This is a genomic window from Yersinia sp. SCPM-O-B-9106 (C-191), from assembly GCF_026183365.1.
GTDB classification, from domain to species: domain Bacteria; phylum Pseudomonadota; class Gammaproteobacteria; order Enterobacterales; family Enterobacteriaceae; genus Yersinia; species Yersinia rochesterensis.
The window spans coordinates 33,045-54,548 of the sequence record NZ_CP110791.1 but is presented as its reverse complement, the minus strand read 5'-3'; the positions used below and the strand labels follow the sequence as shown (position 1 = coordinate 54,548).

Here is a 21,504-nt window from a genome sequence, read left to right as displayed (position 1 = left end):
ATTATCTCCGTTACACCTTTTCCACGTTGACCAGGAACGCCTTGAACTCTGGCGTTTGTGTATTAGCATCACCGACAAAGGGTGTCAGGGTGTTGGCAATAAAGCCTTTTTTCGCTACCCCTTCATAGCCCCAGTGGATCGGGATACCAATAGTGTCAACTTCTTGCCCATGAACATTCAGCGTACGAATACGTTTGGTCACTACCGCCTTGGCTTTGATATAACCCCGGTTGGAACTGACTTTCACGGTATCGCCCTGCTTAATGCCTTTTTTCGCCGCCAGTTTTTCGCCAATCTCGATAAACTGTTCCGGCTGCGCGATAGCATTGAGCAACGCATGCTTAGTCCAGTAGTGGAAATGCTCGGTCAGACGATAAGTGGTGCCGACATACGGGAACTGCTCATGAGAACCCATAGCAGCCAAATCGTCTTTAAAGACGCGCGCGGCTGGGTTGGATATCACATTCGGATGCAGTGGGTTGGTGCCCAGCGGCGTTTCGAACGGCTCATAATGTTCCGGGAATGGCCCTTCCGCCATTTTGTCGATGGCAAACAGGCGGCCCATGCCCTCTGGCTGCATGATAAATGGCCCGACATCACTGCCCGGTGCGGCGGCGCTGTAATCAGGAATATCCACGCCCCCCCATTTGGCCCCATCCCACTCCAACAACTGGCGTTTCGGATCCCAAGGTTTACCCTGTGGGTCAGCAGACGCGCGGTTGTAAAGAATGCGGCGGTTGAGCGGCCATGCCCATGCCCAGCCCAAGGTATTGCCCAAACCGGATGGATCAGCATTATCGCGCCGTGCCATCTGGTTGCCCGCCGGTGTCCAGCTACCGGCAAAAATCCAACAACCACTGGCGGTGGTGCCGTCATCGCGCAAGTGAGCAAAGGTACTGAGCTGCTCGCCTTTTTTGACCAACACTTTGCCGTCGGCATCGGTGAGATCCGCCAGCGCTCGCCCATTGCTTTCCATTGCCACTTCTTCTGGCTCTGGATTATCTGGCGTCAGGTAATCCCAAGTCATATTGAGCACTTGTTCTGGCACCGCACCACCTTCCCGGCGGTACATATCGCGTAGACGGCTAAAGATACCGGCCAAAATAGCGCCGTCGTTCAATGCTTCGCCCGGTGAATCCGCACCTTTCCAGTGCCATTGCAGCCAGCGGCTGGAGTTAACGATGGAACCGTTTTCTTCAGCAAAACAACTGGATGGCAAGCGGAATACCTCGGTTTGAATTTTCGATGGGTCGACATCGTTAAATTCGCCGTGGTTTTGCCAGAAATTCGAGGTTTCCGTATTGAGCGGGTCAATAGTTATCAGGAACTTCAGTTTCGACAGTGACGCTACCACTTTGTTTTTGTTCGGGAATGAAGCGACCGGGTTAAAGCCTTGGCAAATATAGCCATTCACTTTGCCCTGCGACATCATCTCGAAATACTGCAATACGTCGTAGCCTTTATCCCACTTCGGCAACCAGTCGTAGCCCCAGCCATTTTCTTTCTGGGCATTGTCACCGTAGAAACTTTTCATCAAGCTGACGAAGAATTTCGGGTAATTGCTCCAGTAGTTAACCTGGCCTGGCAACAGAGTTTTCGGCGTGTTGGCCTTCAGGTAAGTGTCAATATCCGGCTGTTTTTCTGACGGTAAGTTCAGGTAGCCCGGTAAGCTTTGCGACAGCAAACCCAGGTCAGTTAAGCCCTGAATATTAGAGTGACCGCGCAAGGCGTTAATCCCGCCCCCCGCCATGCCCATATTGCCGAGCAACAACTGGATCATCGCCATGGTACGAATGTTCTGCGCGCCAACTGAGTGCTGTGTCCAGCCCAATGCGTATAGGAATGTGGCGGTTTTATTGGACACACTGGTTTCGGCGAGATATTCGCAAACCTGCAAGAAATCTTCTTTTGGTGTGCCGCAAATGTTGGAAACCACATCCGGCGTGTAACGGCTGACGTGTTCTTTTAGCAAGTTCCACACACAGCGCGGGTCTTGCAAGGTGACATCGCGTTTAGCAAAGCCGTTTTCATCCAGCTGGTAATTCCAGGTGGTTTTATCGTATTTGCGATTTTCGGCGTCATAACCACTGAACAAACCATCGTCGAAAGTATAGTCTTCCCGCACCAGCAAGCTGGCGTTGGTATAGGCCTCGACGTATTCGCGGTTAATTTTGTTGTTGGTCATCAGATACAACAACACGCCGGACAGGAACGCGATATCGCTACCGGAGCGGATTGGCGTATAGAAGTCAGCCACCGATGCAGTACGTGTAAAGCGTGGGTCGATCACCAGCAACTTGGCATTGTTGTGGATTTTGGCTTCCATCGCCCAGCGGAACCCCACCGGATGCGCTTCTGCCGCATTACCGCCCATGACAATAATTAAGTCTGCGTTCTTGATATCAACCCAGTGGTTGGTCATCGCACCGCGACCAAATGTTGGAGCAAGACTTGCTACCGTTGGTCCGTGTCAGACACGTGCTTGGTTGTCTACGGCAAGCATGCCGAGAGCGCGACTAAATTTCTGGGTCAAATAACCCGTTTCATTGCTGGATGCCGAAGCACACAACATACCGGTACTCAGCCAACGGTTGACGGTCACACCCGCGTCGTTGGTCTTAATGAAATTAGCGTCCCGGTCTTCTTTCATCAGCTTGGCAATGCGATCAAATGCATCATTCCAAGTGATTCGCTGCCATTTATCTGAACCTGGCGCGCGATACTCTGGGTATTTCAAGCGGCTTTCGCTGTGAATGAAATCCACCAGCCCCGCACCTTTAGGGCACAGTGCACCACGGTTTACCGGATGATCCGGGTCCCCTTCAATGTGGAAAATACTCTCTTTGGCGTTTTTAGCACCATCGCCGAGGCTATACATCAAAAGCCCGCAACCGACGGAGCAATATGTGCAGGTATTCCGCGTTTCGCGGGCGCGCAGCAACTTATAATTGCGCGTTTCCGCCAGCGCCACAGACGGCGTAAAGCCGAGTGCCGCGACCGTGGTTCCTGCCATACCGCCAGCGCAGATCTTAAAGAACTGCCTTCTGCTGACCTGCATGGGTCTCTCCTTCATTCATTGTCACATTGTATGAATTTAAAATTCAGTTCGCGCTTCCCTCAACAAAACCAGAAGCGCTAAAATCGCTAACGCGATATCACCTTTATCGGGATGGGATACATTCCTATTGAAATTGAATCATACCCATACCATTCTTAATGCGAATGTTACCACATTGTGATTATGGGTTATAACTTTCAGGGCTGCATAGTGAGCCAGATCAAACCTTCAGATATTGACCTTTCCACCGGAATTTGCGGCGCCCGACAACTTAACGTGCTACAGCGCCATAAAATGGCCGAGCCACAGTTGGATTGGTTAGCGGAGGAAGTGCCGGTAGCACTGGTGTACAACGGCATTTCTCATGTCGTGATGATGGCCACCCCCAAGGATTTAGAGGCTTTTGCGCTGGGGTTTTCATTATCAGAGGGAATTATTAGTGCGCCGCAGGAAATCTACGCCATTGATGTTAATCCTGGCTGTAATGGCATAGAAGTTAACATTGAACTCTCCAGCCGCCGTTTTGCCGGTTTAAAAGAACGCCGCCGGGCGATGGCCGGCCGCACTGGGTGCGGTGTTTGTGGTATCGAGCAACTGGACGATATCTTCCGCCCAATCACGCCCTTACCATTCACGCAAACTTTTGATTTCAACAACCTCGACCGCGCCCTCGCACAGCTCAAACAGGTACAAACCGTCGGCCAACTGACCGGCTGTACTCATGCCGCCGCTTGGATTAATCCTCAAGGCGAATTACTAGGGGGCTGTGAAGATGTTGGCCGCCATGTCGCGCTGGATAAATTGCTTGGAATTCGAGCCAAACAGCCGTGGCAGCAAGGCGCGGTGCTGGTTTCCAGCCGCGCCAGCTATGAGATGGTACAGAAAGCCGCCATGTGCGGGGCCGAGATTTTGTTTGCTGTTTCAGCTGCAACAACCTTAGCAGTTGAAGTCGCCGAGCGCTGTAATCTCACCTTGGTTGGTTTCAGTAAACCCGACCGGGCAACAGTGTATACACATCCGCAGCGGATTCAGGAATAGAAAGACCGCACAATAAGTAAGGCATTGATAATCATTTTCAATATCATTTAATTAACTATAATGATCCGAATGCTTACGCGGTGCTTACTTTTTTTGCGCCGCTCTACACCTACGGAGACGATGATTATGAGTTACTCACTGCCATCCCTGCCTTATGCTTACGATGCTTTAGAACCCCATTTCGATAAGCAGACGATGGAAATCCATCACACCAAACACCACCAAACCTATGTTAATAATGCAAACACGGTGTTGGAGAGCTTCCCTGAGCTGGCTAAATTCAGCGTTGAAGACCTGATCAAAGATCTGGACAAAGTCCCGGCAGAAAAACGCACCTTTATGCGTAATAACGCCGGCGGCCACGCTAACCACAGCCTGTTCTGGAAAGGCCTGAAACTGGGCACCACTCTGACCGGTGACCTGAAAGCCGCTATCGAGCGCGACTTCGGCAGCGTTGACAGCTTCAAAGAAAAATTTGAGCAAGCTGCGGCAACGCGTTTCGGTTCAGGTTGGGCTTGGCTGGTTCTGAAAGATGATGGCAAACTGGCGGTTGTTTCTACTGCTAACCAAGACAGCCCGCTGATGGGCGAAGCTGTTTCTGGCGCGTCTGGCTTCCCAATTATTGGCCTGGATGTGTGGGAACACGCTTACTACCTGAAATTCCAAAACCGCCGCCCAGACTACATCAAAGCATTCTGGAACGTCGTTAACTGGGACGAAGCCGCCGCGCGTTTCGCTCAAGCTAAGTAATTCTCAGCTAGCAACGCTGCGGCTTCAAGCCCGCAGCGTATAAAACTAAAACCATGCCAGCAAGGCCTTCTTGCTGGCATTTTTATTGCTTATTGTTGGCATTTATATTGTTAAAGTTTGCTTGATTCCTGCCGATAGAATGTACAAGAAGGTCACTGGTATTCATGGATATTAAGTCCATGAACTATAACCCTAAATAATTCGAGTTACAGGAAGGCGGCAAGCGAATGAGTCCCGATGAGCTTACTCAAGTAAGTGATTCGGGTGAGTGAGAGCAGCCAACGCACATGCAACTTGAAGTATGACGGGTATTACGTTTGGGAAAAGCACTCTTGCCAAGGCTGCCCCACCTATCACCAGTTCCCCGAAATCCTCTAATAATTAGACCGACCCCCCACTCACCTACACTGATTGATTTGCATCAGAAACACCGTATAACGGAGCAGAACATGGCAGGATTTAGCAAAGTTTTTGGTAACTTTGACAATGTGAAAGTCGGTAAAAAGCTGGGATTAAGCTTTTTCCTGATGTTGTTGTTAGTTGGGATCATCGCTGGTACCACTGCATATCATTTTTCCGTCATTGAAGAACATGCTTATAAAGTCGACTTGAGTTACAAAATTAATGATGAAGCCAACCAGGCAAAATATAATCGTGCGTTATATGAACGCACTTATGACCTGAAATACATCGAAGAAAATTCTGAACATATCAATAAGATAAAAAATCTTCTCACCCAAAGTGAAGGTCTTGTTTGGTCGGAAAGTAACCGTAAAACGATCAGTAGTATTGCCGATGTGGTAGAGGAATATCTGCAACAACAAAGCAACTTTGTGAATGCAGTCGCCCATAAAGATGATGTGCGTAAAAGCTGGAATATCTCTGAAACTCAAAAGAATCTCAATGAGTTACAACAAAGCTTGCTCAGTGAGGGCGCAGATACCAACACCCGGATTCTACTGGCAGAAATGAACCAAAAATTAATGACCGTGCGCTATAACGCGCGGGGTTTATTGCTGGAGCGCAACCAAGAGGCAGAATCTTCGTTGATAACCTCGATCAATATTGCCAACAGTGCGGCGAATGCTTTCATGCCGGTGTTATCCGCCGACCAGCAAAAGTTATTAGCCCCGGTTATCTCCAGTCTCAACACCTATAAAGACAATGTGCTGGCCTATTTACCGGCTTATCAACAAGAGTTGGAAGTGGGTAAGGTGATGGAAGATAATGCCAATGAATTGAATAAGTTGGCGACACATCTTTTCACCCAAGAACTGCAAGGCACCCATGACGAAATCAATAATGCGCAATTGCAGTTAGCCATTACTGTCATTGCCGCGTTGCTATTTGGCTTACTGATTTCATGGCGCATGACCCGCCAGATTACCGTGCCATTGCGCACGACGTTGGCGATGGCTGAACGCATTGCTAACGGCGATTTAACCGCAGAGACAACATCAAACCGTACTGATGAACTGGGCTTGCTGATGAATACCGTCGCCCGGATGAATGAAAACCTGCGCGCCATGATTGATGAAATTCGTATCGGCGTCAGCCAGGTGTCTCATGCTTCCGGCGAGATTGCGGCCGGCAATACTGATTTATCATCCCGAACAGAGCAACAGGCCGCCGCTGTAGAAGAAACTGCCGCCAGTATGGAGCAATTGAATGCCACGGTTAAACAGAATGCCGATAACGCTCACCACGCTAATCAACTGGCCACCGAGGCATCAAAAACCGCGCAACAGGGTGGCAAGCTAGTTAATGATGTGGTGCGTACCATGAATGATATCTCCGGCAGCTCTAAACGCATTTCTGAAATCACCTCGGTGATTAACAGTATTGCTTTCCAGACCAATATCTTGGCGCTGAATGCCGCAGTTGAAGCCGCGCGCGCCGGTGAGCAAGGCCGGGGCTTTGCTGTGGTCGCCAGTGAAGTGCGTAATCTGGCGCAGCGTAGTGCGCAGGCGGCGAAGGAAATTGAAGGGCTGATTGGCGAGTCGGTATCTCAAGTCAATGCCGGTACCTCACTGGTACAAAATGCGGGTCAAACTATGGAGGATATCGTCCGCTCAGTCACCCATGTGCGCGATATCATGGCGGAGATCGCCTCAGCCTCTGATGAACAAAGCCGGGGTATCACACAAGTCAGCCTGGCTATTTCCGAAATGGACAGCACCACTCAACAGAACGCCGCGTTAGTGGAAGAGTCCGCCGCCGCCGCTGATTCACTGGCTGAACAAGCCATCTTACTGGCGCAAGCGGTCGCGGTATTCCGCCTGTCCGAAGCTGAAACTGAAGCTGTTCAAAGTAATACTAGCGCCCCGCGCGTAACCACACCGCGCCCGGCCCCAGAAGCTAGCCGCAGCAATCAGCAGGATAATTGGGAAACTTTCTGATTATTTATTTCGAGTACAGACAAGGAGAATAGTCAGTCAAAACAATATTGCCAAGGACGGCAAAATTATATGGGAGATATGCTTAGCATATATCAAGAGTCATACAAATCCGCAAAAACCGGGGGTGGCCATGCCACATCCCCGGCTCTATCGAAAATAGCAATCAGAATGCTTTTTTGGCGAAACCAGTCACTTCTTTCAGGCCCATCTCGCGACCTAATGCTGTCATTGGGTGAACCACCACAATGCCGCGCACCGCTTTCTTCAAAGTGCCCATATCCGCTTGCTCTTTCTTGGTAATCGCTCGGCTGAATGGCAGTTGCGCCAGCTTCTGAGCTTCAGCACTCAGGTTTTTAACCCGCACTTCTTTCAAACGCTGAATTTCAGCAGCCAGTTTCTCTTTTTCCTTCATATGCTGTGCAATTAACTCCACATTACCCTGCTGTATAACAGTCGGATCTTTGTGGTTCAGCGCATCCAGCATATCGCTTAGACGTTTGATTTCTGCATGTTCTTTCATAGTATTGGCCCGTACATGCCGCTGATGGGCACGATATTTCGCTAAAGTTGGAGATAGGATAGCACTGATTGTGCATCAAGATGGATAGTGTATCAGGATGCGGGCCTTTCGACAGCAGCCTCCTGTGCCGATTGCCACTGCATTCCGGCGGGTAAGCCGCTAATTTCACATGCAACCGCCCCCAACCGCTCCAACGCCCCGGTATAGCGGCTATTGAATGGGTAACAGCAAGATAGGCGAAATGCATTGCGATACCGGCCGCTGGGTGAATAAAGCGTCCCCGGCGTCAGGCAAATCTGCTCTTGCAGCAATTGATGGAACAGCGCGACGGTATCGACACTATTAGGAAATTCGACCCAAAAGACAAACCCGCCAGCCGGCTGTGTCACTGTGGTTCCTCGCGGAAAGGAGCGGGTAATCAGTTGTTGAGCTTGCTGAACCTGCTGCGCATAACGGCGGCGCAAACTGCGCAAATGGTGGTCATAACCGCCAGACTCAAGGAACAGTGCTAAGGTTTCTGACAGCAGCATCGGCTCCGCCATTGACGATACCGCTTTTAGCTTGTGCAATGCTTCTGCGAAGCGGCCCCCATCAATCCAACCAATACGGAAATCCGGTGCCAGCGTTTTAGTAAAGCTGGAGCAAAACAGTATCCAGCCGTCACGATCGAATGCTTTGACTGCCGGAGATAAAACCGAGCCAAATTGAATCTCGGCATATAAACCATCTTCAATTAATGGCACTTGATGATCGTTCATCAGCTGCGCCAATCTTTTTTTCGCGGCGAGCGGCATGGTATACCCTATGGGGTTTTGCACCGTCGGCATTGCAATCAGTGCATTCAACCGCCCTTCTTTAAGCAATAACTCCAACACATCCAATGAAAGTCCCTGCTGCGGATCAGTCGGAATCTCCACGGCTTTCAGCCCGAGGCTTGCCAATAATGGCATCAGATAGAAATAAGTCGGCGACTCCAGCCCGACACAATCCCCTGGCTTGGTGGTCACCCGGAGCGCTAATTGCAGCGCCTCCATACACCCATGGGTAATAGTGATTTCTGCTGGATCGGCCAGCATTCCCAACGTCATAGCGCGGCGAGCAATTTGCTGGCGTAGGCGCTGACTGCCGGGTGGCAAAGCATATTGACTGATCAACTGCGGCTGACGGCGTAATAAAGAAGCCATAATGCGCCCCAACTTGGCGCTGGGATAGAAATCGCCAGTCTGCGGGCAGGCCAGCGAAATATTGGTAAAACGCGGATTTTGTTGCGCAGCAAATACGGTATCAATCAAATCCAGCACTTCATCCACCGGTTTCCCCACTGTAGCGGTTGGCACCACGGCGGTTGACGGGCTACAGACATAAAAACCTGACTGCGGGCGGGCCTCAATCAGGCCACGGTCTTCCAATGTGCGATACGCAGCCACCACGGTATTGACACTCACCTGATGGCTCTGCGCGTAGCCCCGCACCGAGGGTAAGCGGCTGCCCGCCAGGAGACTGCCATTCTTAATGGCTTGTGCCAAATTGTCAGCCACTTGTAAGTAGCGAATTTCATTCATAACAAGGGACATGGTGACAGTTCTCTAGAGAATTGATGGGTACAGTTCAGCATCGTGCAAACTGTACCCATAACAATAGATAACTTCTGCTTCTGCCGCTAGCGCCGATTGCTGTTTATGCTGAATCTCTTGGCAACATTAATAATATAATACCCAAAGTAATTGGAGTTGCAGGTAGGCAGCAAGCGAACGAGTCCCGATGAGCTTACTCAGGTAAGTTATTCGGGTGAGTGAACGTAGCTAACACCCCTGCAGCTTCAAGTACGAAGGGAGAGGGATTCCCATGCTGGACAGTGCCTTTATCAGTTACGTCACCGTAATGTCGATCACCCCAGGCCCAAATAACCTGCTATTGGCCGCCTCTGGTGTCAATTTTGGTTTGCGCCGAACTTTCCCGATGATGCTGGGGATTACCTTTGGTTGTGCATTGCAATGCGCATTAATGACCACGCTATTGGCATTTATCCTCAGTTGGGTCGGGGTTGTTCGCCTGCCATTAGTAACATTGGGCGGCGGTTATTTACTGTGGTTATCCTGGAAGATTTTTAATTCTGGCAGCCCCAATGCTCGGGATAGGGAGCAGCCGATGGGGTTCATTCAGGGGGCATTATTTCAAGCGATTAATCCAAAAGCCTGGCTGATGGCAATGAATGTCGCCATCTTATTCACCCCACGGGAAGGCGCGACACTGAGTCATACTTTGTTGATTGTCGGTGGCTTTGCTTTATTGAATCTCCCTTGCGTGGCGGTTTGGGCGGTGATGGGTGATCAATTGCGTCATGCGCTGCGCATTAATTGGAAGTTGCGGCTATTTAATGGCGTGATGGGCGGCTTGATGGCAATAACAGCCCTGTGGTTGTTAGCTGAGGAATGGCTCAGTGTTTTCAATAATTAAACATGGCCGAGTGGCGAGAGTTTAGAAACTTGTTTTTGACTGATACGGGAGAGTAATTCAGTAATCGACAGCACCATAGTGGAGCGCACCATTTGCTGATAACGCTGGCGTTGCATAGCAATCAGCGAAGCATCGGCTTCATCCGGGCGTAAGAATGTCGGGACTGGCGGCAATTCAGCCACACAATGTAGTTCACCAAATGGCCCGAGGATTTCGTCATCAGTAAAGCGATACTCGGTGCCATCATGGTTTAGCTCTTCACGCAGCGCCATCAATAGCTCGGCATCTTCATATTCATGCCGGGTTATGACGCCCAAGGCATAAACCAACTTCAATCGTACCGATAACTCACCCAACGGCCCATCCCCGACCAGCAATGGCTCCACGGCATATTTCACCGCATAGTCATCTTTACGGAAAACCTGCACCACGAGAATGTTCAATGCTTCTGCCAATAAGTCGACAGCAGCCATCAAGAAACTCCGAACGGTCTTCCCCGCGTTCAGATGTTCAAGTACCCGATTCTCAAATGCCTGTGTTTTTTCAATCATCGCTGGTCACTGGGGTGGTTAATGAGTATCCGTCCAACGGGTTTGGAGAGCCGGCCAATACAACAACCGGCTCATCTGAGCACTGAGCATCAGTGCGCCAGCTTGTCCTGCATGGCGTTATACACACTCACCACCTGTTCCACAACCTCGCTATCAGCTGGCAGACCGGAAATTTGAGCAAGAGTGGCTTTTGGCCCTAATTTAGCCAGTAATTCAACCAGTTCCTGCGCTTGCGGATCTTGCTCACTGCGATAACTCATCGCAGCAGCAATACCGGTCACCAGGTTATTATGTGGCAACTGATATTCCAACGTCCCCAACAGCGGCTTGATCAAACGGTCACCAGCACTCAGTTTACGCAGTGGCTGACGGCCAACGCGCTCAACATCGTCATGCAGGTAAGGGTTTTCGAAACGGGAGAGAATTTTATTGATATAAGCTGCATGTTTCTGCGGATCAAAAGAATAGCGCTTGATCAGCACTGCCCCGCTCTCCTCCATCGCGCCTTTCACGCTCTGGCGAACGGCTGAGTCAAGAATGGCATCACGAATGGTTTGGTGCCCTGCAAGCTGGCCCAAATAGGCGGTAATGGCATGCCCGGTGTTCAGCGTGAAGAGTTTGCGCTCCACAAAGGCCATCAGGTTATCCGTCAGTTCCATACCGGCGATTTGCGGCGGCTGCCCTTTAAATTGGGTACCATCAACAATCCACTCGCTGAATGTTTCTACTGTCACGGCCAGAATATCAGTGCTGCCCGCTTCTGATGGCGGCACAATCCGGTCTACCGCAGAATCAACAAAACCAACATGTTGCTCAACCCACGCTTGCTCACTTTCTGGCAAGACGGCAAACACATGCTGTTTTAACTGGCTAGTGCCGCGCACCATATTCTCACAAGCAATAATATTCAGTGGGCGGGTATTACCTTGTTGATGACGGGCCACCAAACCTTGCGCCACGGTACTGGCGATGCGGGCCAAAATTTGTGGGCCAACAGCGGTAGTGACAATATCAGCATCAGCAATCAGTGCCACCACTTCCGGGCTGCCACTGTTCACTGCGCTAACATTCTTCACTTCTTCAACACGGGCTTGCTCACCCACTACATTAACTTGATAACTCTTACGCTTATTCAGCTCATCCAATAGCGGCTGATTAACATCGGCGAAAGTAAGTTGCGCGCCGGCATCAGCAAGAAGTTTACCAATGAAGCCCCGGCCAATATTACCCGCGCCAAAATGTAATGCTTTCATATTTTTTACCTTTTGCTGTGTAGCTGTGAAAGGGCCGCGTACTCCCCACGGCCCTATTCAGGTTACGGCAGTTATCCGTCACAACCGGACAACACTCATCGCCGTTCAGTTACTCACACCTATCAAGCGGATTTTTTACCGCCGAGCAAATCCAAGACTTCTTGCACACTGGTGGTTTTGCTTAAACGCTCAATGACAGAATCATCGTCCAGCGCGTTGGTCAGGCTGGTAATGACATGAATATGCTCATTGTTACGGGCGGCAATACCAATCACCAAGCGAGCCACTTCATCTTCTTCTTCGCCAAAGCGCACACCTTCAGGGTATTGGCAGAACACCACACCAGTCTTCAGCACACGGTCTTTAGCTTCGATAGTGCCGTGTGGCACGGCGATAGATTCGCCCAGATAGGTGGAAGTCAGTTTTTCACGTTCCAACATCGCTTCAACATATTCTGGCTCGACATAACCGCCTTTTACCAACTGCTCACCGGCGAAGCGAATGGCTTGCTCTTTGTTCGTAGCATGTTGATTGAGGAAGATATTCTCCGCACTCAGTTTGAACAGGTTGGCTTCTGATGGCTCAAAGCTATCATCCAGCGTTTCAATCACTTTTTGTGTGGTCGCGGTCGCGTTACTCACTTCGACTAAACGTACCGTCAGGTTGGTATACAACTGGCTGTCGAGGAAGTTAGTCAGCGAAATATGCTGTGCTTGCGGTGCATGACGCATTGCTCGCTCAGTCAAATCACGGTGCGTGATAACTAAATCAACATCTTCCGGCAGGTTGTTGATGGCGCAGTTCGTGACCGAGATGTACTTCAAGCCCGCATCTTGCACTTTCTTACGCAACACACCAGCACCCATCGCACTGGAACCCATACCAGCATCACAGGCGACAATGATTTTCCGCACCGTGCTCAAGTCGCCCGCAGCAGCAGCTGCATTGGCTGCTTGTGCGCCTTTAGATTGCGCTTTCATGTCTTGCATACGGCGAGTCGCGTCTTCCAGGCTGTCTTCTTCTTCGTCTTTAGCTTTAGACGTTTTCAGCAAGATAGCTGACACGACGAAGGACACCGCAAACGCAGCAGCAACCGCAGCAATGTTGGCAAAGTAAGCACCTTTTGGTGTCATCGCCAATACTGCCAGGATAGAACCTGGAGAAGCTGGAGATACCAGACCGCCATTCAGCAGGGTCAGAGTAAACACGCCAGTCATACCGCCCAGAATCACCGCCAGCAATAAGCGTGGGTTCATCAGAACGTATGGGAAATAGATTTCGTGGATACCACCAAAGAAGTGGATGATAGCCGCGCCGCCAGCAGATTGCTTGGCGTTACCTTTGCCGAAGAACATATAAGCCATCAACACACCCAAACCTGGGCCTGGGTTAGCTTCAATCAGGAAGAAGATAGACTTACCGGTTTCAGTCGCCTGCTGGATACCCAGCGGTGAGAAGATACCGTGGTTGATAGCGTTATTCAGGAACAGGATTTTGGCTGGTTCAACAAAGATTGACGTCAGTGGCAGCAGGTTATTCTGCACCATGATGTGCACGCCAGCAGCCAGTGCTTTAGACAACACTTCTACCAATGGGCCAATCGCCATAAAGGCTAGAATAGCCAGCAACATCCCGATAATACCGGCTGAGAAGTTGTTAACCAGCATCTCAAAGCCGCTTTTGATTTTACCTTCAACCCAGCGGTCAAAGTGTTTGATTGCCCAACCACCCAATGGGCCTGCAATCATCGCACCGAGGAACATTGGCATATCAGCACCAACGATAACCCCCATGGTGGTGATAGCACCCACCACACCACCACGGTCACCACCGACCAAGCGACCACCGGTAAAACCGATCAGCAGTGGTAACAGGAAAGTGATCATCGGGCCAACTAATTTGGCTAGCGTTTCATTCGGCAGCCAACCCGTTGGGATAAACAGTGCGGTGATAATACCCCAGGCGATAAATGCGCCGATGTTGGGCATGACCATGTTACTGAGGAATCGGCCAAAATTTTGAATTCTGACCTTTGCATCTGGTGAAAACATAAAACACCCCTATTGGTACGCGCTAACAATAAGAGCGCGATATAATTGTTTTGTTGAGGCAGTTCTGCAAAACCCGCCGGTGTTATCGAATACAAACCCGCTGTATGCAAAACAAACTTTAGCATGCTCCTTTACTCTCGCGTAGCTCACTCCCAGCATGTGACGAATGTCACACTAAAACCCCCACTACAGGGGTGGATTTGTTGATCAAGGTCACACTATTGAGGTGTAAGAAAGCCACACCGGAGAATTTTTAAGCTAAAAGCGGCCAATATAGTGATTCATATCACACTTTCGTGGCGGCCCTTTGTTTTGAAAATGTGATGTTAATCACAAGTTATTTTTGCTCGTAGAGGAAGGATGAGACATTCACCCATCTTATTCTGATCGGACTGCCCAGTTGCGTGGCAAATGTGTAATAAAAAAACAGGGGGAAGGGGGAGATGTTTTTGGGTTTTGGTTGATATGGTTTTAGTGCTTAGGTTCGGATCAGGTTTCGGTTGATAAACACTCAGAGGTCATTTTTAGCTCAGTCTCCTCAACCGAGTTAAGGCCCATAAGCGTGGGCCTTAACAATCCGCGCTTGCGCACGTGTCGCTTGCCTGCTGCGCAGGTTCCCTCGTTCATCATTACGCTTGCGGGACGGCTTTATTCGCATCCCTGCTCATGACACCTAAATCCGCCGTCCATGGCGGATTTCCCTGGCTTCATTCTTCACTCGGCAGCTCAAATGTGCTTTTAAACATCAAAACCTAAAACCATGGTTTTGACGTTGAGCGCAATCAGGAATGTTGCCGACAAGGAGAGAGGGTAGAGTGAGCGGCCATGGACGGCCGCGAAAAGCGCGCTTGGGAAGGGATGCCCATCGCGCAGGCTCGTCAGCCCGAAAGACGCAGACGGTTTACCCGCAGGGCAATATTTCGCGCAAGCGCGGGATTGCACAAGGGTGCGCGCCCGCACCCTTTGGCGGTTGGTTCATCGCAGGTTAAGTAAACTCAGTTGCTTTAACAACCGAACTTATTCACTTATCAAATATCAACCGAACCCAATCACCTACCCCATCAACCCATTAAAAAAACCTACTGAATCACACTCATGACACTCTTCTGTGCCGCCATCATCGCCGGGTACTTGGCGACCAAATTAGCCATCATCGCGTTGTATTGTGCCGCTTGTTGCGCAGTCTGGAACTGAACACCACCATTATTAAAGGTCACTTGAGTCCCCTGCTGTTGCAGGAAATCCCCAACCTGCGCCAGATCCTGCACAAAGGCAGAAACAACGGGAACAGCCGGAATCAGCACATTGGTAGGTTGAGTCACAATATTATCAAAAGCTTTATTGAAAACGACTTTCAAATCATCTGGCTGCTTCAATGCGGCTACAGCGGCATCTGCCTGTGTTTTGGCGGTACGAATCTGCTGTACTAACAGATTCAACGCACCCGCTGACTGCTGCAATGCATCACGCTTATTAAGATAATCCTGCGCCATACGAATCTCATTGATTTGCGCAATAGCGGGGCTCAGGCTAGCATCCACAGATTTACTGAGTTGCTGAGAAAAAGTCACTAAAATCGCATAATCGCTGACATAAGGGCCAAACTTCTGTTTTTGATCTTCACTCAGCGTTGGCAGTTTCATCCCACTGCGCATCACTGTATTTTGCAGATAATCAATAAAAGCCTTACGTTGCTCTGGCTCTTTATCCCCGCAGGCGGTCAATTGGAACACCACCAGCAACGCCAGAAAAGGCGCTAACCAACGTGAATATCGGGTCGTATTCAGTGCAAAAGTCATGTGAAGCTACTCCTGTAATAAGTACTTATTTTCACCAAATCCTATTCTTACCCAGTAAGAATAGCTAAGGGGAGCGCATACCCTCTTGGTAAATACGCTCCCCTGTGACGAGCCGAGTACAGGATTACTGCAACAGCGAAATATCAGCAACCTGTAAGAACAGCTCGCGTAATTTGCTCAACAACGTCAGGCGGTTAACTCGCACAGCATCGTCTTCGGCCATCACCATCACACTATCAAAGAACTCATCGACGGTTTCCCGCAACGCTGCCAGTTCAACCAGTGCTTCCTGGTATTGACCCGCAGCGAATACCGGCTCCAGCTTATCGCGCAATACCACCAAATGAGTGGCCAGTTTCAGCTCCGCCGGTTCTTTTAACACCGAAGCACGAACATGGTCATTCAGGGTATCAGTGGATTTTGCCAGAATATTTGATACACGCTTATTCGCGGCAGCCAATGCGGCGGCGGCATCCAGTGTGCGGAAATAGGTTACCGCTTTCACCCGAGCATCAAAATCAGCCGGTTTGGTTGGTCGACGAGCCAATACCGCCTGAATGGTATCGACGCTATGACCTTCATCCTGATACCAGGCGCGGAAGCGGCCCAGCATGAACTCAATCACTTCGTCGACCACTTTGGTGTTGGTTAGCTTGCTACCATATAGGCTCACGGCCTCTTCGGTCAGCGTTTGCAGGTCCAGCGGCAAATTCTTCTCAACGATAATACGCAATACACCCAACGCCGCGCGGCGCAGAGCGAATGGGTCTTTATCGCCTTTCGGATGTTGACCGATACCGAAAATCCCCGCCAGCGTGTCCATTTTATCGGCAATAGCCAATGCACAAGCAACCGGATTTGACGGCAAATCATCGCCCGCAAAACGTGGCTGATATTGCTCATTCAGCGCAACCGCAACGTCTTCAGCTTCACCATCGTGACGGGCGTAATGCATCCCCATCACACCTTGGGTGTCAGTGAATTCGAACACCATATTGGTCATCAGGTCGCACTTGGACAGCAAACCGGCGCGCGTGGCATGGTTAACATCAGCACCAATTTGCGCTGCAACCCAACCGGCCAGCGCTTGAATACGATCCGTTTTATCGCGCAAGGTGCCCAATTGCTGTTGGAACAGCACGGTTTCCAGACGCGGTAGATTGTCTTCAAGGCGTTTTTTACGGTCGGTATTAAAGAAGAACTCGGCATCTGCCAGACGTGGGCGTACCACTTTCTCGTTACCCGAAATAATCTGCTGAGGATCTTTCGATTCAATGTTGGCAACAAAGATAAAGTTTGGCAGCAAATTACCGGCAGTGTCGTAAACCGGGAAATATTTCTGGTCACCCTTCATGGTGTAAACCAGTGCTTCCGCAGGAACTGCCAGGAATTTCTCTTCAAACTTGGCAGTCAATACCACCGGCCATTCCACCAGTGACGCCACTTCTTCCAGCAGGCTTTCACTCAGATCAGCAATACCGCCAATCTTTTGTGCCGCCAATTCTGCATCGCGCTTAATGATAGTTTTGCGCAATTCATAATCAGCAATGACTTTACCGCGCTCCAGCAAGACTTGCGGGTATTGGTCAGCGTTATCGAGCGCAAACTCGGATTCACCCATAAAACGGTGACCACGAATAACGCGGTCTGAATCAATACCCAACACGGTGCCAGGAATCACTTCAGAACCTAACAGCATGGTCACGGTATGAACCGGGCGAACGAATTGGGTTTCTTTATCACCCCAGCGCATCAATTTAGGAATTGGCAATTTACTCAGCGCGGTTGTCACCATCCCCGCCAGCAATAATTGTGCTGATTGCCCTTTTACATGGGCGCGATACAGCAGCCATTCGCCTTTATCAGTGACCAGACGCTCCGCCTGATCCACAGTAATACCACAGCCACGCGCCCATCCTTCGGCCGCTTTGCTTGGTTTACCTTCAGCATCAAATGCTTGCGCAATTGCCGGGCCGCGTTTTTCAACTTCACGATCAGCCTGAGCAGCACTTAAATTAGCGACTTTTACCGCCAAACGGCGCGGCGCGGCATACCAAACAACTTCGCCGTGTGGCAAGTTGGCGCTATCGAGTTCAGCCGTAAAATTGGCAGCAAAAGATTCGGCCAGAGAACGAAGAGCCTTCGGCGGCAGCTCTTCCGTGCCGATTTCCACCAGGAAAGTCTGTTGAGTCATGACAGCCTCTTAGTTCTGATTCTTTTTGCACATAGGGAAGCCCAATGCCTCGCGAGAAGCATAATAAGCTTCGGCGACCGCTTTGGTCAGCGTACGAATGCGCAGAATATAACGCTGACGCTCAGTCACCGAGATGGCTTTACGGGCGTCGAGCAAGTTAAAGGTGTGGCCAGCTTTCAGAATGCGTTCATAGGCAGGCAGCGGCAGTGGGGTTTCCAGCGCCAGCAGTGACTGAGCTTCTTTCTCATACTGTTCAAAGCAGGAGAACAGGAAGTCCACATCGGCGTATTCAAAGTTATAGGTGGATTGCTCCACTTCATTCTGATGATAAATATCGCCGTAAGTGGTAGTCCCCAGCGGGCCGTCACACCAAATCAGGTCATAAACGCTGTCAACGCCCTGAATGTACATGGCGAGACGTTCCAGACCATAAGTAATTTCGCCAGTAACCGGTTTACATTCCAAACCGCCCACTTGCTGGAAGTAAGTGAACTGAGTGACTTCCATGCCGTTCAGCCACACTTCCCAGCCCAGACCCCAAGCACCCAGAGTTGGGTTCTCCCAGTTATCTTCGACAAAGCGAATGTCGTGGATCAACGGGTCAAGGCCCAGCTCTTTCAATGAACCTAAATAGAGTTCCTGAATGTTGTCTGGTGAAGGTTTGATAATCACCTGGAACTGATAATAGTGTTGCAGGCGGTTCGGGTTCTCACCGTAGCGACCATCGGTCGGGCGGCGTGAAGGTTGTACATAAGCGGCAGCGATTGGCTCTGGGCCAAGTGCACGCAGGCAGGTCATTGGGTGGGAGGTACCCGCGCCGACTTCCATGTCCAGTGGTTGAACAATGGTGCAGCCTTGGCGCGCCCAATAGTCCTGTAACGTCAGGATCAGGCCCTGAAAGGTCTTGGTATCAAACTTTTGCATGTTGGATTCGCACGCGATACAAGTGAATTAAAATGGAATGAGTCAGTATACCCGTTGACCGTAAGATATACAGCTTGAATCCGGCAAGATGCATGAATGAAAGTTAATTTGTTGATTAATTATCCGAATGAGAGAGGGAACCACGCGCCGTGGCTGACATAACCCATAGCGGGGTATAAAGAAAAATAGTTCTTTGGTTATCGCATATACGGTTGCTGACAACAACCTGCCCAGCAACCGTATATATGTAAGATTTTGAGAGGTTAACCCGCGCCGTCAACACTCAAAATTTTACACCTAACCTAGTCTTACACCGTTGGCGTTGTTGGCAAGGTTGGTGTTGATGGAAGGTGACTCATCGTTTGAGTCAGTGTTTTCATCATTGAGTCAATGACGCATTTCAGGTCCAGCATACTGCCAGCACTCAAACAACTTACAACCGGTGGAGTTGGCGGTACTATTGTATCTATGCCCGGCACTGTTGGTGTGGTCGGTAACACAGAGGTAATATCAGTGGCCATTACCTGCCCGGAACTTAATAGCAGAGCAAAAGCAGCACCTGTCAGAAGAGATTTACTGGAGTGTTTTATATTCTTCATCATATTAATGATCCTATAAAGTATTTAAAGAAATACCAAAAGCAGCGTTTTATGCTTGTGGCAATACAATTATTGCCCAAAAAAGATAATGTTCAAGAAAATAACTCAATAAAAACATATAGATGACTAATAGATATATGATTAGTGATTATCTTTAAAAATATTGTTTACCTAATTAAAAGCATTTCCTCAGTGGAAAAAATTCAAATAATCAGATAACTAACGCAGATTATAGGTGGGTTCTCTCACCACACTTCCCCCCTATTTTTCAGGGCAAAGGGCAGCCAAACCAACATTTCCATTGCACCGGCGGGGGCACAGTGAAAGAGGCCATTGAGGAATAACTGCCTGTCGGATATAAAACAGCATCGTTGAGGGGGCACTCGTCGGAGGTATCGTCATCACACTTGTCACTACAGGGGTGGCATAAAAGCAGCTCCTCACTCGACAGATGTGACATTGCCGTAGGAACAACCGCAAGAAATAATCCCAGACAGAATGAAGCTGCCAAGAATGACTTCAGAGTCTTTTGCTTAATTTGCATGTTATTAACTCCAATATAATTTAAAATAACAAAAATAACAGATTATTATTCTGTACATGGTTAATTATTAAACAATAACTGCCTGCGTCAAATTTATTATTCAATATAAAATTACGTTGGTTGCTTATCGTTATCTGAACCGCCATTATTCTTCACTCAGTCAGACAATAAACAGGAAGTCAGGTTATGGATTTACAGCGCTGCGGTTGGGTCACCTCAGATCCCCTTTATCTTGCTTATCACGATACCGAATGGGGAATTCCGCGTACCGATAGCCAAGCATTATTCGAGATGCTTTGCCTCGAAGGTCAACAAGCCGGGCTTTCGTGGATAACCGTGCTGAAAAAACGCGAACACTATCGCAAATGCTTCCATAACTTTGATCCCGTGCGTGTGGCAAAAATGGGGCCAGAAGAGGTCGAAAAACTGGTGCTAGACAGCGGTATTATCCGCCACCGCGGTAAGATTCAGGCCATTATCACCAATGCTCAGGCCTACCTGGCAATGGAAGCCAACGGCGAAGATTTTTCGCGTTTTATCTGGAGTTTTGTCGACGGTGAGCCAAAAATTAACCATTGGTGGTGTTTGGCTGAATGCCCGGCAACAACACCAATCTCAGATGCGATGTCAAAAGCACTCAAAAAACGAGGTTTTAAGTTTATCGGCTCCACCATTTGCTATGCCTTTATGCAGGCCAGTGGGCTGGTGAACGATCATCTGGCGAGCTGTTTTTGCCACCCGGATAACGTAGTAAAATGATAAGAACTTACCAACCGGACGATCTTGATGCCGTCATGCAATTGTGGTTGAGCAGCACAATTGCTGCGCATCCTTTTGTTACCGAACAATATTGGCACGAGAGCGCCTCGTTGGTGCGAGATACCTATCTTCCGGCGGCGCGGACTTGGGTGTATTTATCGCAAGAAGTACAATTGGAATCCACTGCCGGCGGAAACGCTATTGTCGGATTTATTAGTATCCTCGAAGAACAACTGGTAGGCGCATTATTTGTTGACCAATTCTATTACGGTAAAGGGGTAGGGAAAATACTGATGGATGGCGTTCAGCAACACTATAAAGCGCTAACCCTGGAGGTTTATCAAAAAAATTACCGGGCTTATCACTTTTATCGTAAGCAAGGTTTTATTGTCATCGCGCGGGCCTATAATGCGGAAACTAAAAACGTTATTTTAACTATGCAATGGCAAGGCCATCAGTAAATAAACCATCGAATATTCCAGCATGTTTTAGTCTAATTAAATACTCATCATCTTCGCTTCACATATTTAATATAACATTCCCAATAAAAAAAATTCACCCCATAAAAGAACAAAAAATAAATAAAGAGATGATTAAAGAGCTTATTC

The 21,504-nt window shown here is 49.3% G+C and carries 16 protein-coding genes; 6 read left to right on the top strand and 10 right to left on the bottom strand.

Going from position 1 to position 21,504, the window contains the following annotated elements; translation table 11 throughout:
* Window positions 1–10 precede the first annotated feature (10 nt).
* The gene (gene fdnG / locus OP863_RS00210; protein ID WP_144242886.1) at window positions 11–3,058 is read right to left on the bottom strand and encodes a formate dehydrogenase-N subunit alpha; all 3,048 of its coding nucleotides are present in this window, start codon (window positions 3,056–3,058) and stop codon (window positions 11–13) included.
* A 183-nt stretch (window positions 3,059–3,241) separates the two neighbouring features.
* On the opposite strand from fdnG, the gene fdhD reads away from it, so the two are divergent.
* The 3 genes from fdhD to OP863_RS00195 all read left to right on the top strand — a co-directional run bounded on the left by fdhD (window position 3,242) and on the right by OP863_RS00195 (window position 7,245).
* Window positions 3,242–4,096 carry a formate dehydrogenase accessory sulfurtransferase FdhD gene (gene fdhD / locus OP863_RS00205; RefSeq protein WP_071841752.1) on the top strand — a complete coding sequence of 285 codons (855 nt, stop codon included), beginning with the start codon at window positions 3,242–3,244 and terminating at the stop codon, window positions 4,094–4,096.
* Window positions 4,097–4,222: 126 nt separating this feature from the next.
* On the top strand, window positions 4,223–4,846 hold the full coding sequence (sodA, locus tag OP863_RS00200) for a superoxide dismutase [Mn] (protein WP_050112159.1): 624 nt from the start codon (window positions 4,223–4,225) through the stop codon (window positions 4,844–4,846).
* 449 nt (window positions 4,847–5,295) lie between these two features.
* Window positions 5,296–7,245 (top strand): methyl-accepting chemotaxis protein, encoded by a 1,950-nt coding sequence (locus OP863_RS00195; RefSeq protein WP_265525751.1) that lies wholly within the window; start codon window positions 5,296–5,298, stop codon window positions 7,243–7,245.
* A 163-nt stretch (window positions 7,246–7,408) separates the two neighbouring features.
* Here the strand turns inward: OP863_RS00195 and OP863_RS00190 are convergent, their stop codons facing one another.
* Entirely contained in the window at window positions 7,409–7,765 is a 357-nt protein-coding gene (locus OP863_RS00190) for a YibL family ribosome-associated protein (RefSeq protein WP_038637586.1), read from the bottom strand.
* Window positions 7,766–7,857: 92 nt separating this feature from the next.
* Window positions 7,858–9,339, bottom strand: a complete 1,482-nt coding sequence (locus OP863_RS00185; RefSeq protein ID WP_265525750.1) for a PLP-dependent aminotransferase family protein — start codon at window positions 9,337–9,339, stop codon at window positions 7,858–7,860.
* Between the two features lie 271 nt (window positions 9,340–9,610).
* Between OP863_RS00185 and OP863_RS00180 the strand changes: the two genes are divergently transcribed.
* Entirely contained in the window at window positions 9,611–10,222 is a 612-nt protein-coding gene (locus OP863_RS00180; RefSeq protein ID WP_038637591.1) for a LysE family translocator, read from the top strand.
* Here the strand turns inward: OP863_RS00180 and OP863_RS00175 are convergent.
* The 7 genes from OP863_RS00175 to OP863_RS00145 form a co-directional block, all read right to left on the bottom strand.
* Window positions 10,219–10,773 (bottom strand): MltR family transcriptional regulator, encoded by a 555-nt coding sequence (locus OP863_RS00175; protein WP_038637592.1) that lies wholly within the window; start codon window positions 10,771–10,773, stop codon window positions 10,219–10,221. The two genes, OP863_RS00180 and OP863_RS00175, sit on opposite strands and share 4 nt — an antisense overlap.
* Window positions 10,774–10,862: 89 nt before the next feature.
* Window positions 10,863–12,026: a mannitol-1-phosphate 5-dehydrogenase gene (locus OP863_RS00170; protein ID WP_265525749.1), complete on the bottom strand. Its 1,164-nt coding sequence runs from the start codon at window positions 12,024–12,026 to the stop codon at window positions 10,863–10,865.
* A gap of 122 nt (window positions 12,027–12,148) precedes the next feature.
* On the bottom strand, window positions 12,149–14,077 hold the full coding sequence (locus OP863_RS00165) for a PTS mannitol transporter subunit IICBA (RefSeq protein ID WP_038637598.1): 1,929 nt from the start codon (window positions 14,075–14,077) through the stop codon (window positions 12,149–12,151).
* Between the two features lie 1,079 nt (window positions 14,078–15,156).
* Entirely contained in the window at window positions 15,157–15,876 is a 720-nt protein-coding gene (locus OP863_RS00160; RefSeq protein WP_145589397.1) for a DUF3053 domain-containing protein, read from the bottom strand.
* A 124-nt stretch (window positions 15,877–16,000) separates the two neighbouring features.
* On the bottom strand, window positions 16,001–18,070 hold the full coding sequence (gene glyS / locus OP863_RS00155; RefSeq protein ID WP_145509571.1) for a glycine--tRNA ligase subunit beta: 2,070 nt from the start codon (window positions 18,068–18,070) through the stop codon (window positions 16,001–16,003).
* A 9-nt stretch (window positions 18,071–18,079) separates the two neighbouring features.
* Complete coding sequence (gene glyQ, locus OP863_RS00150) at window positions 18,080–18,994, bottom strand: glycine--tRNA ligase subunit alpha (RefSeq protein WP_038637607.1); 915 nt, start codon at window positions 18,992–18,994, stop codon at window positions 18,080–18,082.
* 308 nt (window positions 18,995–19,302) lie between these two features.
* On the bottom strand, window positions 19,303–19,596 hold the full coding sequence (locus OP863_RS00145) for a hypothetical protein (RefSeq protein ID WP_042562527.1): 294 nt from the start codon (window positions 19,594–19,596) through the stop codon (window positions 19,303–19,305).
* Between the two features lie 727 nt (window positions 19,597–20,323).
* Between OP863_RS00145 and OP863_RS00140 the strand changes: the two genes are divergently transcribed.
* A complete protein-coding gene (locus tag OP863_RS00140; protein WP_038637610.1) occupies window positions 20,324–20,896 on the top strand; it encodes a DNA-3-methyladenine glycosylase I in 573 nt (190 codons plus the stop codon).
* On the top strand, window positions 20,893–21,357 hold the full coding sequence (locus OP863_RS00135; RefSeq protein WP_265525748.1) for an N-acetyltransferase: 465 nt from the start codon (window positions 20,893–20,895) through the stop codon (window positions 21,355–21,357). The genes OP863_RS00140 and OP863_RS00135 overlap by 4 nt, the downstream gene beginning before the upstream one ends.
* Window positions 21,358–21,504 lie beyond the last annotated feature (147 nt).

Coding starts and splice junctions, on each gene's coding strand:
- OP863_RS00190 (WP_038637586.1), bottom strand. CDS start 7,765: ATGAAAGAACATGCAGAAATCAAACGTCTAAGCGATATGCTGGATGCG.
- fdhD (WP_071841752.1), top strand. CDS start 3,242: ATGGGTTATAACTTTCAGGGCTGCATAGTGAGCCAGATCAAACCTTCA.
- OP863_RS00180 (WP_038637591.1), top strand. CDS start 9,611: ATGCTGGACAGTGCCTTTATCAGTTACGTCACCGTAATGTCGATCACC.
- OP863_RS00165 (WP_038637598.1), bottom strand. CDS start 14,077: ATGTTTTCACCAGATGCAAAGGTCAGAATTCAAAATTTTGGCCGATTC.
- OP863_RS00145 (WP_042562527.1), bottom strand. CDS start 19,596: ATGATGAAGAATATAAAACACTCCAGTAAATCTCTTCTGACAGGTGCT.
- glyS (WP_145509571.1), bottom strand. CDS start 18,070: ATGACTCAACAGACTTTCCTGGTGGAAATCGGCACGGAAGAGCTGCCG.
- OP863_RS00170 (WP_265525749.1), bottom strand. CDS start 12,026: ATGAAAGCATTACATTTTGGCGCGGGTAATATTGGCCGGGGCTTCATT.
- OP863_RS00140 (WP_038637610.1), top strand. CDS start 20,324: ATGGATTTACAGCGCTGCGGTTGGGTCACCTCAGATCCCCTTTATCTT.
- OP863_RS00195 (WP_265525751.1), top strand. CDS start 5,296: ATGGCAGGATTTAGCAAAGTTTTTGGTAACTTTGACAATGTGAAAGTC.
- OP863_RS00160 (WP_145589397.1), bottom strand. CDS start 15,876: ATGACTTTTGCACTGAATACGACCCGATATTCACGTTGGTTAGCGCCT.
- OP863_RS00175 (WP_038637592.1), bottom strand. CDS start 10,773: ATGATTGAAAAAACACAGGCATTTGAGAATCGGGTACTTGAACATCTG.
- OP863_RS00135 (WP_265525748.1), top strand. CDS start 20,893: ATGATAAGAACTTACCAACCGGACGATCTTGATGCCGTCATGCAATTG.
- sodA (WP_050112159.1), top strand. CDS start 4,223: ATGAGTTACTCACTGCCATCCCTGCCTTATGCTTACGATGCTTTAGAA.
- glyQ (WP_038637607.1), bottom strand. CDS start 18,994: ATGCAAAAGTTTGATACCAAGACCTTTCAGGGCCTGATCCTGACGTTA.
- OP863_RS00185 (WP_265525750.1), bottom strand. CDS start 9,339: ATGTCCCTTGTTATGAATGAAATTCGCTACTTACAAGTGGCTGACAAT.